The 22,683-nt window shown below is 58.4% G+C and carries 22 protein-coding genes; 7 read left to right on the forward strand and 15 right to left on the reverse strand.

What is annotated here, in order from left to right; all coding sequences use genetic code 11:
- Positions 1-26: 26 nt before the first annotated feature.
- Positions 27-1,466 (reverse strand): aldehyde dehydrogenase family protein, encoded by a 1,440-nt coding sequence (locus GOX73_RS07400; RefSeq protein ID WP_171122942.1) that lies wholly within the window; start codon positions 1,464-1,466, stop codon positions 27-29.
- Between the two features lie 218 nt (positions 1,467-1,684).
- Here GOX73_RS07400 and GOX73_RS07405 point away from each other — a divergent pair, with 218 nt between their 5' ends.
- Positions 1,685-2,335, forward strand: coding sequence for a peroxiredoxin (locus tag GOX73_RS07405; RefSeq protein ID WP_171122940.1), 651 nt, complete (start codon positions 1,685-1,687; stop codon positions 2,333-2,335).
- Between the two features lie 65 nt (positions 2,336-2,400).
- On the opposite strand, the gene GOX73_RS07410 is transcribed toward GOX73_RS07405, so the two are convergent.
- Positions 2,401-3,135 carry a glycosyltransferase family 25 protein gene (locus tag GOX73_RS07410; RefSeq protein ID WP_371808229.1) on the reverse strand — a complete coding sequence of 245 codons (735 nt, stop codon included), beginning with the start codon at positions 3,133-3,135 and terminating at the stop codon, positions 2,401-2,403.
- A gap of 286 nt (positions 3,136-3,421) precedes the next feature.
- On the opposite strand from GOX73_RS07410, the gene GOX73_RS07415 reads away from it, so the two are divergent.
- Positions 3,422-4,057 carry a DUF1326 domain-containing protein gene (locus tag GOX73_RS07415; protein WP_171122936.1) on the forward strand — a complete coding sequence of 212 codons (636 nt, stop codon included), beginning with the start codon at positions 3,422-3,424 and terminating at the stop codon, positions 4,055-4,057.
- A gap of 56 nt (positions 4,058-4,113) precedes the next feature.
- On the opposite strand, the gene pnp is transcribed toward GOX73_RS07415, so the two are convergent.
- Positions 4,114-6,261: a polyribonucleotide nucleotidyltransferase gene (pnp, locus tag GOX73_RS07420; protein ID WP_171124201.1), complete on the reverse strand. Its 2,148-nt coding sequence runs from the start codon at positions 6,259-6,261 to the stop codon at positions 4,114-4,116.
- A 421-nt stretch (positions 6,262-6,682) separates the two neighbouring features.
- Between pnp and GOX73_RS07425 the strand changes: the two genes are divergently transcribed.
- Complete coding sequence (locus GOX73_RS07425; protein ID WP_171122933.1) at positions 6,683-8,284, forward strand: BCCT family transporter; 1,602 nt, start codon at positions 6,683-6,685, stop codon at positions 8,282-8,284.
- Between the two features lie 114 nt (positions 8,285-8,398).
- Here GOX73_RS07425 and GOX73_RS07430 read toward each other — a convergent pair whose 3' ends face one another.
- The 9 genes from GOX73_RS07430 to rbfA form a co-directional block, all read right to left on the reverse strand.
- On the reverse strand, positions 8,399-9,532 hold the full coding sequence (locus GOX73_RS07430) for a Hint domain-containing protein (protein ID WP_171124204.1): 1,134 nt from the start codon (positions 9,530-9,532) through the stop codon (positions 8,399-8,401).
- A 225-nt stretch (positions 9,533-9,757) separates the two neighbouring features.
- Positions 9,758-10,414, reverse strand: a complete 657-nt coding sequence (locus tag GOX73_RS07435) for a sulfotransferase family protein (RefSeq protein WP_171124205.1) — start codon at positions 10,412-10,414, stop codon at positions 9,758-9,760.
- Positions 10,415-10,525: 111 nt separating this feature from the next.
- Positions 10,526-11,155 carry an outer membrane protein gene (locus tag GOX73_RS07440; RefSeq protein ID WP_171124207.1) on the reverse strand — a complete coding sequence of 210 codons (630 nt, stop codon included), beginning with the start codon at positions 11,153-11,155 and terminating at the stop codon, positions 10,526-10,528.
- A gap of 333 nt (positions 11,156-11,488) precedes the next feature.
- Positions 11,489-11,758, reverse strand: a complete 270-nt coding sequence (gene rpsO, locus GOX73_RS07445) for a 30S ribosomal protein S15 (protein WP_171122921.1) — start codon at positions 11,756-11,758, stop codon at positions 11,489-11,491.
- A 146-nt stretch (positions 11,759-11,904) separates the two neighbouring features.
- Positions 11,905-12,897: a calcium-binding protein gene (locus tag GOX73_RS07450; protein WP_171124208.1), complete on the reverse strand. Its 993-nt coding sequence runs from the start codon at positions 12,895-12,897 to the stop codon at positions 11,905-11,907.
- Between the two features lie 94 nt (positions 12,898-12,991).
- Positions 12,992-13,495, reverse strand: a complete 504-nt coding sequence (locus GOX73_RS07455; protein ID WP_171124210.1) for a DUF1643 domain-containing protein — start codon at positions 13,493-13,495, stop codon at positions 12,992-12,994.
- A 20-nt stretch (positions 13,496-13,515) separates the two neighbouring features.
- Positions 13,516-14,421, reverse strand: a complete 906-nt coding sequence (truB, locus tag GOX73_RS07460) for a tRNA pseudouridine(55) synthase TruB (RefSeq protein WP_171134841.1) — start codon at positions 14,419-14,421, stop codon at positions 13,516-13,518.
- Positions 14,422-14,481: 60 nt separating this feature from the next.
- Positions 14,482-15,219 (reverse strand): phosphodiester glycosidase family protein, encoded by a 738-nt coding sequence (locus GOX73_RS07465; RefSeq protein WP_171122913.1) that lies wholly within the window; start codon positions 15,217-15,219, stop codon positions 14,482-14,484.
- On the reverse strand, positions 15,216-15,611 hold the full coding sequence (gene rbfA, locus GOX73_RS07470) for a 30S ribosome-binding factor RbfA (RefSeq protein ID WP_171134842.1): 396 nt from the start codon (positions 15,609-15,611) through the stop codon (positions 15,216-15,218). The genes GOX73_RS07465 and rbfA overlap by 4 nt, the downstream gene beginning before the upstream one ends.
- Before the next feature lie 90 nt (positions 15,612-15,701).
- On the opposite strand from rbfA, the gene dapB reads away from it, so the two are divergent.
- Positions 15,702-16,511, forward strand: a complete 810-nt coding sequence (gene dapB, locus GOX73_RS07475; RefSeq protein ID WP_171124214.1) for a 4-hydroxy-tetrahydrodipicolinate reductase — start codon at positions 15,702-15,704, stop codon at positions 16,509-16,511.
- Between the two features lie 128 nt (positions 16,512-16,639).
- Here dapB and GOX73_RS07480 read toward each other — a convergent pair whose 3' ends face one another.
- Positions 16,640-17,230, reverse strand: a complete 591-nt coding sequence (locus tag GOX73_RS07480; protein WP_171124216.1) for an HD domain-containing protein — start codon at positions 17,228-17,230, stop codon at positions 16,640-16,642.
- On the reverse strand, positions 17,227-18,363 hold the full coding sequence (locus GOX73_RS07485; RefSeq protein ID WP_171124218.1) for a TauD/TfdA family dioxygenase: 1,137 nt from the start codon (positions 18,361-18,363) through the stop codon (positions 17,227-17,229). The genes GOX73_RS07480 and GOX73_RS07485 overlap by 4 nt, the downstream gene beginning before the upstream one ends.
- A gap of 98 nt (positions 18,364-18,461) precedes the next feature.
- Here GOX73_RS07485 and GOX73_RS07490 point away from each other — a divergent pair, with 98 nt between their 5' ends.
- Complete coding sequence (locus tag GOX73_RS07490) at positions 18,462-19,316, forward strand: LysR family transcriptional regulator (protein WP_171124220.1); 855 nt, start codon at positions 18,462-18,464, stop codon at positions 19,314-19,316.
- A 4-nt stretch (positions 19,317-19,320) separates the two neighbouring features.
- On the opposite strand, the gene GOX73_RS07495 is transcribed toward GOX73_RS07490, so the two are convergent.
- Positions 19,321-19,503, reverse strand: a complete 183-nt coding sequence (locus GOX73_RS07495; protein ID WP_171124666.1) for a DUF1674 domain-containing protein — start codon at positions 19,501-19,503, stop codon at positions 19,321-19,323.
- Between the two features lie 88 nt (positions 19,504-19,591).
- Here GOX73_RS07495 and GOX73_RS07500 point away from each other — a divergent pair, with 88 nt between their 5' ends.
- Together GOX73_RS07500 and GOX73_RS07505 are read left to right on the forward strand one after the other, a co-directional pair.
- Entirely contained in the window at positions 19,592-20,848 is a 1,257-nt protein-coding gene (locus tag GOX73_RS07500) for an RsmB/NOP family class I SAM-dependent RNA methyltransferase (RefSeq protein WP_171124222.1), read from the forward strand.
- Positions 20,849-20,938: 90 nt separating this feature from the next.
- A complete protein-coding gene (locus tag GOX73_RS07505; RefSeq protein WP_171122897.1) occupies positions 20,939-22,678 on the forward strand; it encodes a heparinase II/III family protein in 1,740 nt (579 codons plus the stop codon).
- Positions 22,679-22,683 lie beyond the last annotated feature (5 nt).

Below are 22,683 nucleotides of genomic sequence, written 5' to 3' on the forward strand. Positions count from 1 at the left end.
CACAACTGGATTATGTCCGAATGGGGTTACTCGGCGGCCCAACCGCCGACAGCCTTGATCTCAAGGAAATCCTCAAGACCCCAGACGCCGCCTTCGCGTCCGTTGCCCGATTGTTTCATCCCCCCGAACGGAGACCCCGCGCTGCGTGACTGGCCGTTCATCTCGACCATTCCCGAACGCAGTTCCCGTGCCATGCGGTTGGCACGGCTTCCGTCCTGCGTCTGGACATAGTTTGTCAGGCCATACGGCGTGTCATTGGCGATCTCGACGGCTTCTTCCTCGGTATCGAAAGGGATCATGGTCAGAACCGGGCCAAAGATCTCCTCGCGCGCGATGGTCATCTGGTTATTGGCATCGGCAAAAACCGTGGGACGGACATAATAGCCTTTGTTCAGACCTTCAGGCCGACCGGTGCCGCCCGCTACAAGGCGCGCGCCTTCGTCGATGCCTTTCTGGATCAGATCCTGAATCTTGTTCCACTGAAGCTCGTTCACCACGGGGCCAATGTGCCGCCCTTCTTCCTGAGCGTTCCCGACCGAAACCATGTTGGCAACTTGCGCGGCAGTCTCGACCGCCTGATCGTAGATCGGGCGTTGCACCAGCATACGGCTGGGGGCGTTACAGCTTTGGCCGGTGTTGTTCATCATATGCAGCACGCCGCGCTTAACGGCCTTTTCATCGGCATCGGCAAAGACGACGTTTGCGCCCTTGCCGCCCAGTTCAAGATGCACTTTCTTCAAGGTATCTGCGGCGTTCTTTGAGATCGCGGTGCCCGCGCGGGTCGAGCCGGTGAAACTGATCATATCCACATCTGGATGCGCCGACAGTTGCGATCCCACACCCACACCATCGCCATTCACTAGGTTGAACACGCCTGCCGGGAACCCGGCCTCGTCCATCATCTCGGCAAAGATCATCGCGTTCAGCGGGCTTTGCTCGGACGGTTTCAGAACCATGGTGCAGCCCGCAATCGCAGCCGCGCCTACCTTGAGTGTGATCTGGTTCATCGGCCAGTTCCAAGGTGTGATCAGGGCGGCGACGCCCACAGCTTCATAGATAATCCGGTCGTTGGGGGCGTGATCCCCCAAGGGGCGTTCGAACTGAAACGCCTTGGCTGCACGGACGAAATTTTTCAGGTGATAGACACCAGCGCCAGACTGCTGCGTGCGCGCCATATCAATCGGAGCACCCATTTCCAGAGACATGGCTTGCGCCAGATCTTCCGAGCGCGACAGGTAGATCTCGACCAGCTTTTCAACCAGCGCAATGCGCTCTTGCACCGGGGTTGCCATCCAGCCGGGCAGGGCGGCTTTGGCGGCAGCGACTGCGGCGTTGGTATCGTCGGCGCCTCCAAGTGAAATCACCGCGCAGGGGTCTTCGGTCGAGGGGTTGATGACCTCAAAATCGTTGGCCTGTGCCGGGGCGACCCACTGGCCGTTAATATAGAAGTTCCGCTTGTCGATCATGGCTCCACCTTTCCACAAATATTCTCCGACCGCCCGGTCGGTTTTGTGGGCACTTTGTCACCCCGGTCAGCAAGGGGCAAGGGGGCAATTCAAATTGCGCGATCGTATGAGTAACGCAGTTTTGTCGCTCAGCCTCAAATGATTGGTTTAACTTGTCGGCAAAGTGATTAAATTTGCGTCAGCCGATTTCGGCTTATCAGCAGGAAAGGAGACGCCCCATGGGTTTGCGCATTAACGACACCGTCCCGAATTTCACTGCAGAAACGGATCAGGGAACCATTCAGTTTCACGACTGGATTGGTGACAGCTGGGCCATTCTGTTTTCGCACCCCAAGGATTTCACCCCGGTCTGCACCACCGAATTCTCGGCCGTGGCCCAACTGAATGATGAATGGGCTGCACGGAATACCAAAGTTCTGGGTGTGTCCGTCGACGGCGTCGAGGACCACAAAAAGTGGAAGAAAGACATCGAAGCTTATGGCAATGCCAACCCCGGTTTCCCGATCATCGCGGATGACGGGCTGGCCGTTTCGAAAGCTTTCGACATGCTGCCAGCCGAAGCGTACCTGCCGGATGGCCGCACACCGGCTGACAGCGCCACGGTCCGTTCGGTCTTTATCATTGGGCCTGACAAGCAACTGAAGCTGTCGATGACCTATCCGATGACCGTAGGCCGTAACTTTGCAGAAATCCTGCGCGCCTTGGACGGCTTGCAAATGAGCGCCAAGGGCGTAGCAACTCCGGCCAACTGGATTCCGGGCGAAGACGTGATCATTCCACCAGCGGTTTCGAACGAAGAAGCCAAGGAAAAGTTTGGTGAGTTTGAGACGATCTTCCCTTACCTGCGCAAAACCAAGGCGCCCAGCTAAGACAGAGGGCGGGGCTAAATGCCCCGCTTATCCGCTGTGCGCATAGGTTCGATCTTATGCGCTGGTCATGCCGCGGGTCGCTGCGGGTGTTGATAAAGCTTCGCGCGGTAAGCGGCGCGCTTGAACTCTCGGGAAATTTTGTCACCAAGTGGGGGGCGGGTTTGAATCGTGGACCCACCGATCTCGTTGGCGACCTCCTGATTGCCGCTGCCTAGCAGCGCCAGAATCGGCTGGCCCGTCAACCAGTGCATTTGTAGGAACGTGTCAATCGGGCGGTCGATTTTGTTGGTGGCCTCAAGCAGCCGCTCGGCCGCACGACGTCCGACCAACTGACACACGCATTGCAATCCGATCACCTTGGGCAGGATCAGTCGCATGTCGTTGCGCCGGGCCAGCACCTGCGCCGCAATTTCGCGCTGCTTTACCGGAATGCGGATGTAATGGTCGGGTGTCGCGATCGGGGTGAGCATCTTCAGCGCCTCGTCCATCCGGCAGGGGTCAACGCGCAGGTCGTCCTCGGTAATGATGGCCAGGTCGATCTTTTCATCCACCAGCTTCTGCCAGATTCGGCGGTGGCTTTCGAACACTCCGATTTCTGCTGGTCGCAAATTGAACGGGTATTCGGGACGATGCAAATTGCCGGGAAACAACTCTACATCTGCGATCTGGTCAGAATTGCGACCATTCACTGCCTCGAATAGTTCGGCGTTTGGCAGACTAGCGCAAAGCTTTTCTGCGTTGGGCCGCCGGGCCGTACTTGAGGACATGTGAATAACAAAAGAGCGCATGCACAAGTGCATAGAACACCCACGCAATCTGGGAAAGAGAAACCAGAGGGTAAGAAGGGCAAAATACAACTATAGGTCCGGTCAGGTACAGAAATTCCCTCAGGACTTGTGCGATTGATCTGTCACATGGTCTGAAAGACCTTGTTTGGCACCGAACTGGCAGGTGCGGCTTTCAGAATGGAAGTGCGCCTCGGTTCGTGAATCCGACCTTTTGTGATAGGGTATGGCGATTGAGCTGACGAACAGGCACACGGCCACAAACATCGAGCGTTCACACTGTGCACTACAGGAGAAGACGATGGCATTTACAGATTGGTATGTCGAAGGTGAGGCTTTTGGGAACTGCAACTGCGGCTATGCCTGCCCTTGTCAGTTCGAAGAATTGCCTACACACGGGAACTGCCGTGGATTTGAAGTTCTGGAAATTTCAAAGGGGCATTTTGGCGATACGAACCTTGTCGGGGCGAAAGCCGCACTAATTTATGCGTGGCCCGGTCCGATTTTTGAAGGCGGCGGCGAGATGCAGGTTATCATCGATCCAAGCGCCTCGGATGCGCAGCGCGCGGCGCTGGAAAAGGTCTTTCACGGTGAAGAGACCGAAGAAATGGCGACCCATTGGTTCGTCTTTCGGGCGATGTGCAAAACCGTTCACGAGACGCTGTATCTGCCAATTGATTTCGAGATGGACATGGAGAGGCGCACGGCCAGTGTTACCATCGGCGATGTGCTCAGCTCGACTGGACGACCGATTCAGGCCCCGCACGGCGGAGGAGAGCACCGGGTGCGGATCGACATACCCGGTGGGATCGAATTCACTCTGGCGGAAATTGGCAATGCATCGACCAAAGCGAATGCGGCGATCAAACTGGATTTGAACGACAGCTTTGGACAATGGCATATTATGAAGCATGGGCCGTCCGGCGTGGCCCACTAAACAAAAGACCCCGGCCATAACCGGGGTCTTTCATTATTTAAGAAAAGAGTTCCCGATTACTCGGCGTCTTCTTTCTTTTCTTTCTTCTCAGGCACAATCTCTTCGCCGGTTTCCTGATCGACGACTTTCATCGACAGGCGGACCTTGCCGCGATCGTCAAAGCCCAGCAGCTTGACCTTAACTTCCTGACCTTCTTTCAGAACATCCGACGGATGGTTCAGACGGCGGTTTTCGATCTGCGATACGTGGACCAGACCGTCGCGCTTGCCAAAGAAGTTCACGAAGGCACCGAAGTCGACGATCTTGACCACTTTACCAGTGTAGATCTGACCTTCTTCCGGCTCGGCCACGATCGAATAGATCATGTCATAAGCCTTTTGGATCGATTCACCGTCGGGCGAGGCGATCTTGATGACGCCGTCATCGTTGATGTCGACCTTGGCACCCGAAACCTCGACGATTTCGCGGATGACCTTACCGCCCGAGCCGATCACTTCGCGGATCTTATCGGTCGGGATGTTCATGGTCTCGATGCGCGGGGCGTGGACCGAGAATTCGTTGGTCTCGGACAGGGCTTTGCCCATCTCGCCCAGAATGTGCATCCGGCCGTCCTTGGCCTGTGCCAGGGCTTTCTCCATGATCTCGGGTGTGATGCCCGCAACCTTGATGTCCATCTGCAGCGAGGTGATGCCGTTTTCGGTACCCGCCACTTTGAAGTCCATGTCGCCCAGGTGGTCTTCGTCACCCAGAATGTCCGACAGGATGGCATAGTTGCCGTCATCTTCCAGGATCAGGCCCATGGCCACACCAGCAACCGGCGCTTTCAGCGGAACGCCCGCATCCATCATCGACAGCGAACCGCCGCAGACCGAAGCCATCGAGCTGGAGCCGTTCGATTCCGTGATTTCGGACACGATACGGATCGTGTAGGGGAAGTCGGTCGCCGCAGGCAGAACCGCCTGAAGCGCACGCCATGCCAGCTTGCCGTGGCCGATCTCGCGACGGCCGGGGCCACCAACGCGGCCAACTTCACCAACCGAATACGGAGGGAAGTTGTAGTGCAGCAGGAAGTTCGATTTGAAGTTGCCGTGCAGCGCGTCGATGAATTGTTCATCGTCACCGGTGCCCAGCGTGGTCACGGCCAGCGCCTGCGTTTCGCCACGGGTGAACAGGGCCGAACCGTGGGTCCGCGGCAGCATCGAGGTTTCTGCAACGATCGAACGGATATCGGTGGTCGAGCGACCGTCGATCCGCTTGCCGCCTTTGACGACGTCGCCACGCAGAATGCCAGCTTCCAGCTTTTTCATCGCGGAACCGAGGTTAGCGTCTTCCAGCTGTTCCTCGGTCAGGGCTTCTTTGATCGCTTCACGGGCCGCGGCAACAGCGGCGGTGCGCTCTTGCTTGTCGGTGATTGCGAAGGCGGCGCGCATCTGCTCTTCGCCAGCGGCCGAAACAGCAGCATAGAGGTCCGCATAGTCGGGTGCTGCGAATTCAAACGGCTCTTTGGCGGCGTCTTCGGCCAGAGCGATGATCAGGTCGATGACCGGCTGGATCTGCTCGTGCGCGAAGGTCACGGCGCCCAGCATTTCGGACTCAGACAGCTCGTAAGCTTCCGATTCCACCATCATCACGGCGTCTTTGGTGCCGGCCACAACCAGATCCAGACGCTGTTCGGGGTTCAGGCGCAGGTCCTGCATGTCGTCTACGGTCGGGTTCAGGACGTATTCGCCATCCACGAAACCAACACGGGCGCCGGCGATCGGGCCCATGAAAGGCGCACCGGAAATGGTCAAAGCAGCCGAGGCCGCGATCATCGCCACGATGTCGGGATCGTTGACCAGATCGTGAGACAGCACGGTGCACATGACCAGAACTTCGTTTTTGAAGCCGTCAACGAACAGCGGGCGGATCGGACGGTCGATCAGACGCGCGGTCAGCGTCTCTTTCTCGGTCGGGCGCGCCTCGCGCTTGAAGAAGCCACCCGGAACTTTACCGGCGGCATAGTATTTTTCTTGGTAGTGCACGGTCAGCGGGAAAAAGTCCTGACCGGGCTTTTGTTGCTTGGCAAAGGTCACGTTCGCCATGACGCTGGTTTCGCCCAGCGTGGCGATCACGGTGCCGTCCGCCTGACGGGCAACCTTGCCAGTTTCCAGTGTCAGCGTCTCTTCGCCCCACTGCATTGATTTCTTTGTTACATCAAACATTTGCGTATCCTAAAAGGGAGCACTCCCGGCCCTCCGGGTCTCCCGTTTTGCATGGCGGCCCCATTGCCGCCGACCCCATTTTATCTTCCGTTCGAGTGCCGGGGTCAGGGCACAACGTCTCAGATACCCGCGCGCATACATGAGATTGCAGCCAAAGGAAAGCGAAACCGCATAGTGGGGCAATTGACGGCAATCCGACCCATCGGAACAGAGTTGCCGAACATACCAGGCTTTCGTTCGAATTTGTTTGAGCAAATGCGGCAATTCGAATGCATTTTGCAAAAATATGATGTCAGTGTAAGCTGTTATCACTGAACCCGCGGTCGAAAAGACGGAAACGCGCCAAGGGGGTACAATACTCATATCCGTCAGTCGACCGAATACCTTGGCGTTTGCACCTAGCGGACAGAGGGGCAGTCGAATGGCTCAGACGAAGAAAATGCTGGATCCGGATCCTCGGATCTATGACTTTGAAACCGAATACGAACTTGGGCAGGATAACGTCCGACCCTTCGGTTTGGACATCCATAACCCGGTATTCCTGATCTCAAGTATCCTCATATTTGCGTTCGTTCTGATCGCATTGGCCAATCAAGAGGCCGCAGCGACGTTCTTTGGATGGCTCCGGCCATGGCTGACCAGTACGTTCGATTGGTTCCTTGTTCTTTCCGTGGATGCAATCACCCTGTTTTGTTTGGCGCTAATCGTCTTGCCCGTTGGCAAGGTACGGATCGGCGGCAAAGACGCCAAACCCGATTATTCCTATGCGGGTTGGATTGCGATGATGTTTGCAGCCGGGATCGGGATCGGTTTGTTGTTCTTCGGTGTGATGGAGCCGGTTTATTACAACTTTGCCGAGGGCGGAAACGCAGTTCCATTGGGAATTGATATCGCGGTGCCCGGTAATGAGTATGCCGGTGTTGTCGGTACGATCCACCATTGGGGGCTTGAGGGCTGGGCCGTCTACGCCGCCGTCGGCCTTGCGCTGGCCATCTTCAGCTACAACCTTGGCTTGCCATTGACCCTACGGTCGGCCTTCTACCCGATCCTTGGCGAGCGCGTGTGGGGCTGGTGGGGTCATATCATTGATACCCTGGCTGTTTTCGCCACGCTGTTCGGTCTGACAACCTCGCTTGGATTGGGTGCGCAGCAGGTGGCCGCAGGCCTTTATGAGGTGTTCGGCATCGAACCCAGCCCGACAGTTGTGGTGCTGCTGATCATCGGAATCACGATGATTGCTCTGGGATCGGTCCTTTTGGGCATGGATGCAGGTGTCAAACGGCTGAGCGAGATCAACATGATCATGGCCGTTGGTTTGTTCCTGTTCGTGATCGCGGTCACCGGTGTTGGAACGGCCATTGCGCGGTATTTCAACGTCATGACAGATTACGTGCTGCACTTACCGGCCTTGTCCAACCCGTTCGGGCGAGAAGATACCAGCTATTTCCACGGCTGGACGACCTTCTACTGGGCCTGGTGGATTGCATGGTCGCCGTTTGTGGGCATGTTCATCGCCCGTATCTCGAAGGGCCGCACAGTGCGAGAGTTCGTTATCTGCGCGTTGCTGGCACCCACGGCGGTTTGCGCCCTTTGGATGTCTACTTTCGGCGGTGCCGCGATTGACATGCTGAACGCAGGCGGAGCGGAAGGTGTCCGCGCCACCGTGATCGACAGCTATGCCCCCGAAGGCGCGCTGTTTGGCTTCCTGAAAGAGCTTCCGCTTTATGGTATCGTCGCACCGATCGCGTTGATCCTGATCGTGGTGTTCTTTGTGACCTCGTCGGATTCCGGTTCGCTGGTGATCGACACGATCACCGCGGGCGGCAAGATGGATGCTCCGGTGATTCAGCGCGTGTTCTGGTGCACACTGGAAGGGCTGGTTGCAATCGCGCTCTTGCTGGGCGGTGGATTGGTTGCCCTTCAGGGTGCGGCGGTCTCGACCGGTATTCCGTTTACGATGGTTGTTCTGATCATGTGCTATTGCCTCTGGCTGGCGCTGAAGTCAGAGAAAGCCAAGATGTAACAACGTTCGAATGAAATCAGTAACGCCCGTCATTTGGCGGGCGTTTTTTTTGTTTAAAGACTGCGCAATGAGTAGTAACCCGCACTTGAAGGCCGCGATTGGGTCAGTTGCCGCCTAGTTCTGAGCCGAGGACGCAAGGCCGTCAATAAGGGGTTTGTGATTGGCCCGGTGCCGTTCCACCAGCTTTCGCACCTGTTTGCCCTTCTGCGGGATATATCGGGCGGAATGTGTCTGGAATTGCGGCTCGCAGCATTCGGGGAACAGCTCCAGAATCTCTTTTCTGGAATCCTCGGGGACGGATTTCAAAGCCTCCGGCCCGGTAAACAGGCTTTCGGTCGGTGCCCCGTTGGACCAGATGATTTCATGCGCATCGAACAGGATGTGGAAATACTCCACCCCATCTGGTGTCGCCTTCAGAGTTTCCACACCGTCCAGAGAAATCAGCTTTTTCGCCGGGATCAGGACGTCCTTGCGTTCGAACATGCGCAAGGCGACAACCGACGAAACAAGAACGCGGTGTTGCGGTGAAACAATCAAGTCCCGCTTGGGGTAACCGACCCCCAGCGCGTTCGCCCTGATTTCAATGGGTTTGAGCCTTGGCTGGGCGTCAAGCTCGGCCCGGGTCAACGCGCGCGACCCGATCCAGCGAATAGGCTTAAAGCCGTTGTCAAAGGTCAGAATCTGATCCGAGATTTTCAGGTCTTCAACTGCGACGGGGCCTTCGCGGGTCTCAATGAGTGTTCCGGCTGCAAAACACAGGACGTCGATAAATTCGCCGGCCGCGTTTGTGGGGCCTGTTTCTGACTGGTCAATCTCAATTGTGTTGTCGCCGCTGTCATTCCAGGCCGCCGCAATTGCGTCCGTGTTGACGGTCAGCCCGTTGAACAATTGCAGCGGGACCAGCGGACCGTTGTCTTCCTTTACACCGTACAGTTCGATGGTGCCGTCGGGGTTCACCTCCAGGCGGACGATGGGTTCGCCGTTGGTATTGCCAAGCTGCCAGACGGCGGGCGTGTCAATTTCGTACCGGTCGCCATCGGCAAACTGGACAGTCTGTCCTTCGGTTTGGACAATTTGGAACTGAAGTTCGTTCTCCGCGCCCGCTGGCCCGCCTATGAACAGGTCAACATCGTTGATCCGAATGCTGAAGCTGTTGTCCAGTGTGTCAAAATCAATGACGAAACCGTCACCTGCGGACGTATCCGTAAACGTGGCGGAGTCACCGTTTGCGATGCTGAAATTTGCCATTTGAGGGTCGACCAGTCCTGAGAATCTAAACGAGAACAAAAAACTTTGTTCCCTTGTTTGACGAACCGACTAATGGCCCATCCCGGAGCGTTCGAAAAGAGTGTTCCTACAATTACCTTGCAGAACTTTTTGAAAAATCTCTTAAGTTTCTACATTTTAAGTATGCCTTTAGGCGATTGTGCCGGACGGGCTCAGTGGCGGCCTTGTTGGCGCTACGGACTGTAATTAGGACTGCCCGAGCCGTCCAAATAAACCCGGTTTTTCACGGTGGCGTCCATCTTCGAACGCATAATTGAACACATCGATGTCCCGGGCGTACACGCGGCCAACAATGTCGCGGGTTTCCTGGTCATAGTAATCCCGATAATCCGTGCGCTTCGACTGTTTGCGGTGCCGAATAACGAGGCGCCGCATTCCGATCTGTTTCAGTGCCTTGCGAAGGTCGTCATCAAACCGTTCGAAACGCCCGACAAAGTCCAGAGGCATGTTTCCTGATGCGTCGGTCAGGTACAGATATTGCGGTTGAAAATAGCGGATTTGCAGAAACTTTTCAGGGCCTTGGGAAAGGGCCTGCGCGAATTCTTTGAACGACCCATGTTCAGTTACCTCGGTGATTTCGGGCCGCCTTTGACACACGTAGTGATACCCTGAAACAAAGCGGTCCCATGGATTGCGCACAAAGCTGAACTTGAAATAGTCATTGGCGTCGGCGCCCAACAGGTCAAAGTACTGAGAGATATAGTCGATATTTTTGTCGCGCGGGTCGCGCGGATTGACTTGCCGCCCAAAAAAGCGGTCCCGCTTCAGAACCGTAGTCACAGTTGATCCGCCGGATTTGGGGATGTGGACGAAGATCACCTTGATGTTCGGAAAAATGGGCATCGGTTTTCCCTTGGAGCGCGGCTGTACGAGCTTGCCAGACCGAGCCGAGTTGTCGGCATCAGCCTGTTTCGGGCCGTCAGGATTATGGACCTGCCGGACGTTTTGTGCGCGTCAGAATCGATAGGCGACGCGTGCCGTGATGGTGCTCAGGTCAAAATCCGAGTCGTTTGGTGCGTCGTCAAAATCGCCGCTCACATCACGATAGGTGTAGTCTGCACCGGCAAACCAGCGGTCGTTGAAGTTGTACTCCATACCCAAGCCGATGTTGAAGCCGTCCAGAGTTGTCTGGCTTTCCCTGTCAAATTGCGCACTTGGGTGGACCCGCAATCTGGACCATGACCAACCCAAAGTGCCGTAGAACATGAAATCGCCGTTCACGTACCCAACCCGGCCACGAAGGTCAGCGAAATCCATCACTTCCCGCGTTTCGGGGTCGCCCTTTTCGACGACATGAGACAGGTTCGAATACCGGACTTCAGCGCCATAGATCATATCGCCGCGCTGCATGTTATAGCCAAATAGCGCACCAAAGCTGCGGCCGTTGTCGGGATCGAACGAGGCATTTCTCGTACCGCCGGACAGAACCGGAAAATCCGTTGTTCCCTCTGCTGCGGCCGCGCCAATTTCAAGCCCCGCATAGACACCCTCAAACGCGCTTGCGGCAGACGTGCTATCCGCATGGGCCACGTCAGGAACGGCTTGTACCAGTGGTATCAGGGACAAGAGGGCAAACTTCCTCATCCAAACTCTCCTTAAACAATTACGCAAATTACATGATGACTTGTGTCAGGGCTGAGGGGAATCATAGGGCAGCCGCCCGGAGTGGAAAAGAAAATGTAGAAAACGTTAAGATTTTAGGCGGGTGTTGGTGCCAAAAAGCAAGACATCGGCTCGCGATCAGCGGTCCTGCGGTGCGGCTTTTGGAATTCCGAGGTTTTGGCAGGTGTCCCGGTTCGGTTGCGGTTATCGAATCGCAGCCTGAACTTGTCTATGGGCCAAACAAAAACGCCCACCGCTTGGTGGGCGTTAAAGTCAAAAATCCGGGTTTTCGAACCCGAAAACACCAGTTGGTGTTTAGCGGCGGATGCCCAGTTTCTGGATCAGGTCCTGGTAACGCGCTTCTTCCTTGCCCTTCAGGTAGTCCAGCAGCTTACGGCGCTGGGCGACCATTTTCAGCAGACCGCGGCGACCGTGGTTGTCTTTTTTGTGGGTCTTGAAGTGCTCGGTCAGGGTGTTGATGCGCGAGGTCAGGATTGCAACCTGTACTTCAGGCGAACCGGTGTCGCCGTCTTTGGTCGCGAATTCTTTCATGACGCGTGCTTTTTCAGCGGCAGTAATCGACATCGGGGTCTCCTTGTAAAAGGTTAAGGTTGATGGCGCAGGCCGGGATGTCGTCCAGCGCAGGCCCATGGAGAAAACCGCACCGATTCCGGCACGGATGCGCGCGTATAAGCGGAATTGGGATAAATGGCAAAGGGATTCTGTGCGGCTTAACCTGTCGCCGCCAGTTGCGCCAGATCTCCTTCTGCGATCAGTTGGATATCATTGGTGGTCAGCTCGTCGGCGTGCAGCAACTGCGCGACGTGCTGGCCGTTGATCGAGACATTGGTCAGCGTGTCATCCTCGGGGTCCGGCTCGATCCTTATGTCGGGGTCTTCTTCACCCTCCCATGAGATCAGCAACTTGTCCTGCCCCGGCTGGAAATCCATGACAGTGATCGCTTGTTCCTGCTGATCCGTCACAACAACATCGTCGCTGCCGTCGCCGCCAGTTACAATATCTTTGCCATCAGCCAATATGGTGTCATTTCCATCACCGCCGTTCAGAAAATCCGCAGTATCGTCCGAACCTATCAGGACGTCGTCACCATCACCACCGAACAGGACGTCCTGTCCCGCGCCACCGTCCAGATGATCGTCGCCATAGCCGCCATGCAGAGCATCGGCGCCTTTACCTCCGATCAGGGTGTCGTTGTTCTGTCCGCCATATAGCTCGTCCTCACCCGTGCCGCCGTCCAGAATGTCGTCGCCGAGATGCCCAAACAGCGCATCGTTCCCCTCACCCCCCGCTATTCGATCTGCCCCGCCTTCGCCGTGCAGGACATCATTGCCATCTTTGCCAAGAAGGAGATTCTCACCTTCGCCGCCGTGCAGAGTGTCGTCACCTTCCTCGCCTGCAACAGTATCGTTGCTACTGTACCCGTTGATTTGGTCGTCGCCATCCTGCCCAGCCAGGATGTCTGGACCCTCTGAGCCTGCAATAATCAGATCACCCTGGAATTCGGATATCACTGTCCCTGTCGAGGGTTCAGCAGGGATGTCTCCGGTTTCGTCAACATCCAACAGGTTGCCTTCTGAAACCTCCTGCGGCTCATCCTCGACGGTTTCCTCGTTTTCAAGGTCTATGTCGGCCTCAAAAACATCACCAATCGCATAGGCTGCGCCGCCAACTGCGGCAAGGCCCAGCAAGCCGAATAGAAACATGACATCCCTCCGCAAACGTGCTGCATCAAGGGGATTTGTCTCATGTTGCCAGATGGTTGGTCAAAGTCGAGTTGGATTTGTGGTTAATCCTTGATCACCATGGTTCGGGCTGTTGGGTATAGGCGATATAGAGCGGATGCTTGGGGTGGCCGTCCTTGGTCAGCCCCAGATGGAACAGCGGGTGCCCGGTGCCGCGCAGGAGGGTTTCGACCGCCGGGCCGCGATCAAGATGGGCGCCGTGGGTGCCCCAAGCGGCGATGATCTGATCGGCCCATTGCACACCATCCAGAATGGCTGCGTCATTTTTCGGCCCAACTGGATCGGCGGCGGCGCGCATTTTGCGCGGGTCGGTGTCGCGCCATGCAAAGATGTTCGTGACCTGAAACGCACCAAACCCCAGCGCCCGAGCGCGGCGTTCGCAGCGTTCAACCGTAGGGTCGTTCTGCACCTCGGTCGCAGTGGACGGGTTCAGCATCACGAACAACGCTTTACGCCCGTCCGCATCCCACACGCGGGTCAGGCTATAACGGTAGTTTTCGCAATCGGAATAGACGGCGGTCGAGGGGGCATCGCCCTTGATATGCGTTCGGGTAATCATGCCCCCGCCTAGCACGGTGTTCAGGTGACGAACACCCGGCTGGGGTGCAATTCGCCCGATTTGTAGATGCCGACCGCTACGGCCTTACCATCCAAAGACGCCCACGCCTCGTCGCCGTATTCCACGTCCGAGGCCATAACCATGCCCGGATTGCCGTTGCGCAGACGAGTTGCGCCCTCGGGGGTGCATTTCAGCTCGGGCAGGTCGGCGAGGCCGGTTTCTAGCGGGTGCAGATATTCGTCCAGCGCTTCGGTCTTGGCCATCTCGTCGATCTGGTCGATGGACAGGCCGTCTTCGACCTCGAACGGGCCGGACCAGATGCGGCGCAGCTCTTTGACGTGGCCGTGGCAGCCCAGCGCCGCGCCCAGATCGCGGGCGATCGAGCGGACGTAGCCGCCTTTGCCGCAGGTCATCTCCAGCACCACATGGTCTTCATCAGGGCGGTCGACAAGGATCAGCTCCTCAACCCACAGCGGCCGGGCGGACAGTTCTACATCCTCACCATCGCGGGCCAGCTTATAGGCGCGCTGGCCGTCGATCTTCACGGCCGAGAACTTGGGCGGCACTTGCATGATATCACCCAGAAACGGCGTCAGCGCCTGCTTGATATCGTCATCCGTGGGGCGTGCATCGCTTTGCGCAATCACCTCGCCCTCGGCATCGTCGGTGTTGGTGGCCTGACCCAAACGCACGGTGAAGGTGTAGGCTTTCAACGCATCGGTGATATATGGAACGGTCTTGGTCGCCTCACCCAGTGCAACGGCCAGAACGCCGGTTGCTTCGGGGTCCAGCGTCCCTGCATGGCCTGCTTTCTTGGCATCCATCGCCCAACGCACCTTGTTCACCACTGCGGTCGAGGTCATGCTCGCGGGCTTGTCCACCACCAGCCAACCGGAAATGTCGCGGCCCTTGCGTTTGCGTCCCATGTCTTACCTTGAATCTTGCTAAGGAGCGCGAGTTAGCGGATCACAAAAGCCCTGTCAATTTCAGGGTGCGTCCTCGACCACGCCCACGATCGGCCCGAGCGAAAAACCAACGTCCGACCGATTGCTGGCCCGTTCGTACATCCGTGAAATATTACCGTCGAAGAACAGCGCGTTCGGGGTTTCCAACACATCCCGAAACAGGCTGCCGAATTCGTGGAAGGTGACATAGTCGTCCGAGATCACAAACACGGCCCGCGTGCCGTCGGCGCTGGTGCCGACACCGTTGCGCACGAAAACCGAGGTCGAGTCGGGCAGAAAGCGCGGGTGTAACTCTCCGTTGATCACAAGCATGGGGCCGGACTGGGTTGCAAACTGACAATCAGGAGATTGATCAACGAAATCTAAAGTCTCGAACACATCCGCGCGGCCCTCGCGGATGCAGAACACACCGTTGGGCAGCAGGCCGAAATTGCCGGGGCCGGGATTGGCGATGACGCGCATCTGTTCCTGACCATTCTCGACATAGTGGCCCACGGGCGAGCGGTCGTCGTGATACATCCCGGCATTCATCGCAAAAGCCAGCCGCTTGCCGTCACTGGCCAGCGCGTCGTTCACCGAGGAAAAATGACCCAACAGATCGCCATTGTCGTCGTTCAGAAAGAGGCGCAGATCCTGGTTGGCGGCGTCCACCTCGCAAACAGTATAACGCTTGGCGTCGTGGGTGACTTTCTCGCAGCTTACCGCACCGGCCTGCGCGGCCCAAAGGACCGCGCCCAATGTGACCAGCGTGCGGATCACTCGTCCAGATCGCGGCGCACCGCGTCCTGTTCGAACATGCGGCGGGTGTCGTCCAGACGGTCGAAAGTATCATCCAGACGGAACCGCAGATCGGGCGAGAATTTCAGGTTCAGCTTCTTGCCGATCATGCGCCGCAGCTCGCCCTTGTTGCGGGCCAGCAAGTCGATCACGTCTTCTTGGCCCTTGCCGCCCAATGGCAGCACATAGGCGGTGGCGATTTTCAGATCGGGCGAGGTGCGCACCTCACCCACGGTGATCGACATGCGGCTCAGGTCGGGGTCGTGGACATCTCCGCGCGCCAGAACTTCGGACAGGGTGCGGCGGATCAGTTCGCCGACACGCAGTTGCCGTTGGGACGGGCCGGGGCCATCGTGGAATTTGTTCTTTGCCATGTCCTCGATCTAAGCCCAAATCCCACCTTTGCCAAGCGGCCCCGAACCGGGTAGGAGGCTTTGAGCCGACAGAAACAGGGAAAGAACGCCATGACCCATATTCCGGGGATCGTCATCACAGGGGCTTCGGGCCGTATGGGGCAGATGCTGATCAAGACCGTGACCGACAGCGATCAGGCGCGTCTGGTCGGCGTGGTCGAGCGTAAGGGCCATGACTGGATCGGTCAGGACGTGGGCACCGCGATGGGCGGGCAGGCGCTGGGTGTTACTGTTACGGATGACCCGCTTGAGGCGTTTGCACAGGCGCAGGCTGTCATCGATTTTACCGCGCCCGAAGCGACGCTGGAATTTGCTGCACTGGCAGCGCAGGCACGTTGTGTCCATGTGATCGGCACGACGGGCATGACGGATGAACAGATCGCCGCGCTTGAGCCTGCCTCCCGCCACGCGGCGATCGTGCGCGCTGGTAATATGAGCCTCGGCGTCAACCTGCTGGTGCAACTGACCAAAAAAGTTGCCGCTGCGCTGGATGAGGATTTCGATATCGAAGTGATCGAGGGCCACCACCACCACAAGGTCGACGCGCCCTCGGGCACTGCGCTGATGCTGGGCGAGGCCGCAGCCGAAGGACGCGGTGTCAATCTGGCCGATGTGTCTGATCGGGGCCGCGACGGCATCACCGGAGCGCGCAAGCGCGGGGATATCGGATTCCACGCCATTCGCGGCGGCGACATCGTCGGCGAACATGACGTCCTGTTCGCCGCACCAGGAGAGCGCATCGTCCTGCGCCATCTGGCCACCGACCGCGCGATCTTTGCCCGCGGCGCGTTGAAGGCCGCGCTCTGGGGGCAGGGTAAGGCGCCGGGTCAATATGACATGGTGGATGTGCTGGGGTTGTAGGGGCTAAATCAGCAATCTCAGATAGTTGTAAGCAACATAGACGTCGGTCCAGACCGCGTGCAGGGCGTAGGTCTGCCGCACAAGACAGGTGGAATTTCATAATATTGGGGGCAGGCTAATTCCTGTGATCAGCCCGCGCCCAGATGACGATCGACCATCCTCTGTACCATGGGGGCGAAATGGGCGAAGTCGGGGGGTACCATGTCGGGGCGTTTGCCTGCTTCGTCCAGATAACGGACCTGAACGATCTCTTTCAGGTTTGGATTGGACTCGAATTCGGCGACTTCATCGGCGCTCATCGGGCCGCCCTGCAATTCCAACGTATGAACTGAGGCCGCAGAAAGGCGGTCGAAATACTCGGGTTTGGTGGCGCACAGATAGCGTTTGGCGGCCACATGGTAGCGGCAGCAATCGGTGATAACCGAGGGGAAGAACTGTTCCAGCACCGCCGCGCCTGCGTCCTCGTGGTGGCGGTCTTCAGTGTCGTCGGGATGGTAACTGCCGAACTCGGACGTGAAATGGCCGATGTCATGAAGCAAGGCACCCACAATAATCTCTTCCGGCATTCCGTTTTGTTCGGCGATGGTCGCGCCTTGCAGCATGTGCTGGGCCATGGTGACGGGTTCCCCCAGATACTCTTCGCTGCCTCGGCGGTCGAAGATGTCACCGATAAAGGCCACGATATTGTCCCGGTTCAGGGTCGAATAATCAGGTTTCATTCCGCCGCCTCCGGTTGGACCTCTTCCATTGCGGCCAGCGTCGATAGCAAGCCGTCCTTGTCAGCATAACACCCCTGCAACCAGCGTGACCCCGCACCGGAATATCCCAGTCGCGCGTGCAGGACACGGGTGTTGTCGACGATGAAACTCTCGCCCGGTTCCAGCTTGAAGGACACACCCATTGCAGGGTCATCAATGATCTCGGCCAGTTGGCGATAGGCGGTGTAATACGCTTCCATGTGGTCAAACGGGATATCCACGAAAGGAGCAGAGGAGCGGTTGTTGAACCGGATGCCGATCAACTCTCCGTCCGGGGACAGTTCGATCATTGGGCGGCGCGCGCGCAGACAAACGCCGTCAGACCCCTTAAATTCGAACCGGGCCGGGTAACCTGACAACAAGGCAAAGCCGTCGGGGTTCTGATCCCGCAGTTTTTCGGCAGCGCGGAAGCCGTCCACCACGATCGAGTCCCCACCTTCGGCACTGTTTTCAAGGCAATAGAGGATTTGCAGGGTTGGCACCGGGTCGCGATAAGGGTTGTCGGTATGGGCTTGCAACCCCAGCCCGGTAAAGGCGAGGTTGGTCGGATTCACCTCGGTCCGAACCTCGAAATAGGGGCCATAGTTGGTCTTGCGTACATAGCCGAACAGATCTGCGACCTTCAGCAGGGATTCCGGCTCGCATGGGCCGTTCGTCAGCTTGGCAAAGCCGAATTCAGCAATGGCGGCCAGCCAGTCGCGCTTGGCTGCGGGGTCGGCGTGAACCTCATCCCAATCTGCGCTGGGGGCGTCCAAACCACTTTGCCACGTCGTTATACCCGGGGCTGTCCGACCAGCGAGAAGCGGTCGATCGCAGTCATAGATGTGATCGGCTAGCCAATCGGCGGGAAAGGTCACGCTTTTGTTTTCGGGCTGAAAAGTGATGTGCAGGTCGCCGTTTTTTACGCTTGCGGACTCGACGGAAACATCGGCAGGGATATCGCCGATTGTTATCAGGCGCTGGCCATTGCCGGGTGCGCGTGTCTCTGGGTCCAGCGCGTTGTCGCGCAGCCATATCGCATGGAATCGGGCCTGAGTGCCGGTATCAAACTCTACTGTCACAACGGACGCATCATGATTGGCTGTACGCAGCATAGGGGCCTCCTGATCAACGCGGGCTACGCTTGAGGAGATATGCGTCCAGTGACATAAACACAATTAAACCTTATTACGACTGAGGGCTGGAAAAATTTATGTCTAAAAAGAAAGTCGGATTACCGCCACTGGATTGGCTGCGCGTGTTCGAGGCCGCAGGGCGTTTGGGCGGGTTTTCGGCAGCCGCACGAGAATTCGGTTTGACGCAGGCGGCGGTCAGTCAGCGGATCGGAAACCTTGAGGCGTGGCTGGGGCGGACATTGTTCGTGCGTGAGGCACGCGGCGTGTCGCTGACGGTTGAAGGCGAAAGCTATCTGCCGCTGGTGCAGGACAGCCTGCAGGCGTTAGAGCGGAATACTGAAGACCTGTTTGGCAAAGCCCCCCGTGAATTGCGCGTTGCCGGTTTGTCGTCGAATATCCACGCGCTGGTGTTGCCGAGCCTGATCCGGTTTCAAGCGCTTCGACCCAAAGTGCGGGTCATGACCGACTCTGTCGCGCGTCGGTCGTCCTTGGCTGAGGAACCTACATGGTTGCAGATCCGGTACGGGCGCGGGGCATGGCCCGGCCGCGACGCAGAACTGATCGCGCCCGAGGTGCTGGTTCCGATGGCTGTACCGGACGTCGCGTGGGGGGCTCCGCTGATCAACGTGCGTGGTGAGCGACCGGGTTGGAGCGATTGGGCAAGCAAGACCGGACACGAGGACGTGCCCCTTTCGAAAGTCAGCTTTGACTCAATGGAACACGCGCTGACGGCGGCGTGTCAGGGATTGGGCGTTGTGCTGGGGTCGGTGCCGTTGGCCGACGCGCACCTGCGCGAGGGTCGTTTGCGTAAATTGGACCTGCCTGCGCTGAACACGAAAGACGGGTATTGGCTGACATGGCCCGAGGATCGGGCAAAGTCCAAAAAGCAGCGCGCGCTGATCCATGATTTTCTGGCCGCGCTGCGGGGATAACCGCTCAAAAGTCGATTGCGATGCCTTTTTTCTCCCAATCGCCGTATCGGGCAGGGTCGGGGCCGTCGCGGCCACCCAGTTCCTTAGGCTGTTCTTTTGCGTCGGCTGCGGCCTTGCGGCGGCGCTCTTCGGCCTCGGCCAAAGCGCGCTGGGCGGCTGGGGGCAGGTCTTTGGAATCATCGCTCATGACATCGGGTTCCTTTCCGTGCTTGGGCTTGATATACGCCCCCGTCCCCGCTTGGCAATGCAGGCGCGGCGTATCGAAAGGCGATTTCATGTCCGACACCGCAACGGCAGCGCGGCGCAGCGCGATCTATCTGCTGGATCAGATTCTGGGAGAAGGGCGACTGTTGTCCGAATGTCTGGCCGCCGGCGCATTGGACAGATTGAGCCCCGAGGACCGCGCGCGGGCGCAGCGCCTGACGCTGGAAACCCTGCGCGGCTTGGAACGGGCCGACCGTCTGCTGGACAATCACCTGAACCGGACGCCTGCACTGACGGTCCATAACGCCCTGCGTCTTGGCGCGGTTGAGCTGTGCCACGGTGAGGCGGCGCATGGTGTCGTCAATTCCATGGTCGAAATTGTGGGCCGCTCGCGCAAGCATGGCCGCCTCAAAGGGTTGGTGAATGCTGTACTGCGCAAAGTGGCCGCCGAAGGGCCGGACGCATGGCCAAAGATGCGTGTGCCGCGCCTTCCCGAATGGTTGCGCGATCCGCTTGTCATGGCTTGGGGCGCCGAGGCGGTAACGGGTATGGAAAGTGCGCATTTCGACGGCGCTCCGCTGGATATATCCACCAAACCCGACACCCAGGGTCCGGGTGAGGCATTGCCGACCGGGTCGCTTCGGGTGCGTGATGCGGGTCAGGTCTCGGCGCTGCCAGGATATGATCGCGGAGACTGGTGGGTGCAGGATGCGGCAGCGGCGCTGCCGGTTCGAATACTGGCACCCAAGTCGGGTGAGAAAATACTGGACCTGTGCGCTGCACCGGGCGGGAAGACCTTGCAGTTGGCGGCAGAAGGGGCCGAAGTCACAGCGCTGGACATCTCGGAGTCGCGGCTTGAGCGTGTGCGCGAAAACCTTGTGCGGACCGGGTTGAAGGCCACAGTGATCGCCGGGGATGCGTTGGAGCATCAGGGCCAATATGACGCCATTCTGTTGGATGCCCCGTGTTCCGCCACGGGCACCATTCGTCGGCACCCTGATTTGCCCTTTGCCAAGGACGGATCGGAATTTGGTGGGTTGATCGAATTGCAGGCGCAGATGCTGGCTCATGCGTGGGGTCTGCTTAAACCCGGCGGACGGCTGGTTTATTGCACTTGTTCGCTGCTGCCCGACGAGGGTGAGGTTCAGATCGAAGAGGCGTTGCCCCAATATCCCGACATGCAGGTCGATCGCGGGGCCGTCATGGTGGCCGGGGTCGACAAAGACTGGATCACCGAAGAAGGCGGCCTGCGTCTACGGCCCGATTACTGGGCGGATCGCGGCGGACTGGACGGGTTCTATATCGCCTGTCTGAACAAAACGGAATAAGGCGACGCTTTTCGGTGACTTGACGGGCGTCGCGGTCTATCGTTGGGTCTCAGGCGCCAGCAGAGCGCAAGAGGCAGAGTAACGAGCGGCATGTCGAACTCAGATACCATGGCCAATCGGTGGACGCGGTTTCAGAACCGTCTTTATGCGCGGCTCAGTCAGCGTCGCAAGGCGGTTGCAGGGTTCGCGGCTGATCCTGAGCCGCGCACCGTGGGCTCGTTCGCGCGGGGTCGTCAGTTGGTTGCTGGCAACCTGTTGTTCGCGGGGTTTCTGGTCGAAGCGCAGGATACCGGCCTGTGGGACGTGACTGCGCCCAGCACTGGTTTTGACAATGAACGCCACGGGTTTGCGTGGCTGGATGATCTAGCCGCCGTCGGAGATATGCGCGCCCGTGAAAAGGCGCAGCGCTGGGTGTGGGGTTGGATCGACGCACATGGTCGTGGGCAGGGTCCGGGCTGGGCACCGGATCTGACCGGACGCCGGGTGATACGGTGGATCAACCATTCGGCGTTTCTGTTACGCGGCATGGATGACGAACGGTCCAAGGTGTTTTTTCGGGCTTTGGCGCAGCAATCCTGGTTCCTGTCCAAACGATGGCAGGCCGCAACACCTGGTTTGCCGAGGTTCGAGGCTTTGGCCGGGTTGGTGCAGGCAGGATTGGCGTTGCAAGGGCTCGAGCAGATGGCGGACCCGGCGCTGCGGGCTTTGGCGAGAGAGTGCGAAAAACAGATTGACACGCAGGGCGGCATCCCAACGCGCAATCCCGAAGAGTTGCTTGAGGTGTTTACCCTGCTGACCTGGACGTCGGCGGCGCTCAGCGATCTGGGGCGTGGCACACCCGGGGCGCAGGCGGATGCAATCAAGCGTATTGCGCCGACCCTGCGCAACCTGCGCCATTCGGACGGTGCGCTGGCCCGGTTTCATGGGGGTGGTCGCGGCCTTGAAGGGCGGCTGGATCAAGCCTTGGCGCAAAGCGGTGTTCGGCCCCAGCACGCAAGCGGGTTGGCGATGGGATATGCCCGGCTATACGCAGCGCGCACCAGCGTTATCGTGGATGCAAGCGCCCCGCCCAAAGGCACGGCGTCTTACAATGCGCACGCCTCGACATTGGCGTTCGAGCTTACGTCTGGTCGGCGGCCGTTGATCGTGAATTGCGGCTCGGGCGAGAGTTTCGGGTTGGAGTGGCGCCGGGCCGGGCGGGCGACGCCATCGCATTCAACCCTGTGTCTGGATGGTTATTCCAGCGCGCGCCTGACCGGGCCGGTTCCCGGCACCGAGAAAGAGGCGCTGGTCGATACTCCCAAGGACGTGCCGACAGAGTTCGAGGACGTCATCGAAGGTGCGCGTTTCATGATCGGCCACGACGGATACGCCAAGGTGTTCGGTCTGACCCATGCCAGAACCTTCGAGCTGCGCTTTGACGGTCGCGAGCTGACTGGTGAAGATATTTTGCTGACGGCGACCGACAAGGCCAAGCGGCAGTTCGACAAGGCGTTGGATGCGTCGAACCTCAAAGGTATCGAGTTTGACGTAAGGTTTCACCTGCACCCGGATGTGGATGCAGCGATTGATCTGGGTGGCGCGGCGGTGTCCATGGCGCTGAAAAGTGGTGAGATCTGGGTGTTCCGCCACGATGGCGTGGCAAAATTGTCAGTTGAACCAAGCGTTTACCTTGAGAAGGGACGCTTGAAGCCACGCGCGACAAAACAGATCGTTCTATCTGGCCGCGCAATGGAGTATGCGACGCGCATCCGGTGGACGTTGAGCAAGGCTCAGGATACAGCCTATGCCGTGCGCGACATGCACCGGGACGAGCCCGATTTCGACTGACGCCA

It is taken from the genome of Ruegeria sp. HKCCD7221 (assembly GCF_013031225.1).
In the GTDB taxonomy this organism is placed as follows: Bacteria; Pseudomonadota; Alphaproteobacteria; order Rhodobacterales; family Rhodobacteraceae; genus Ruegeria.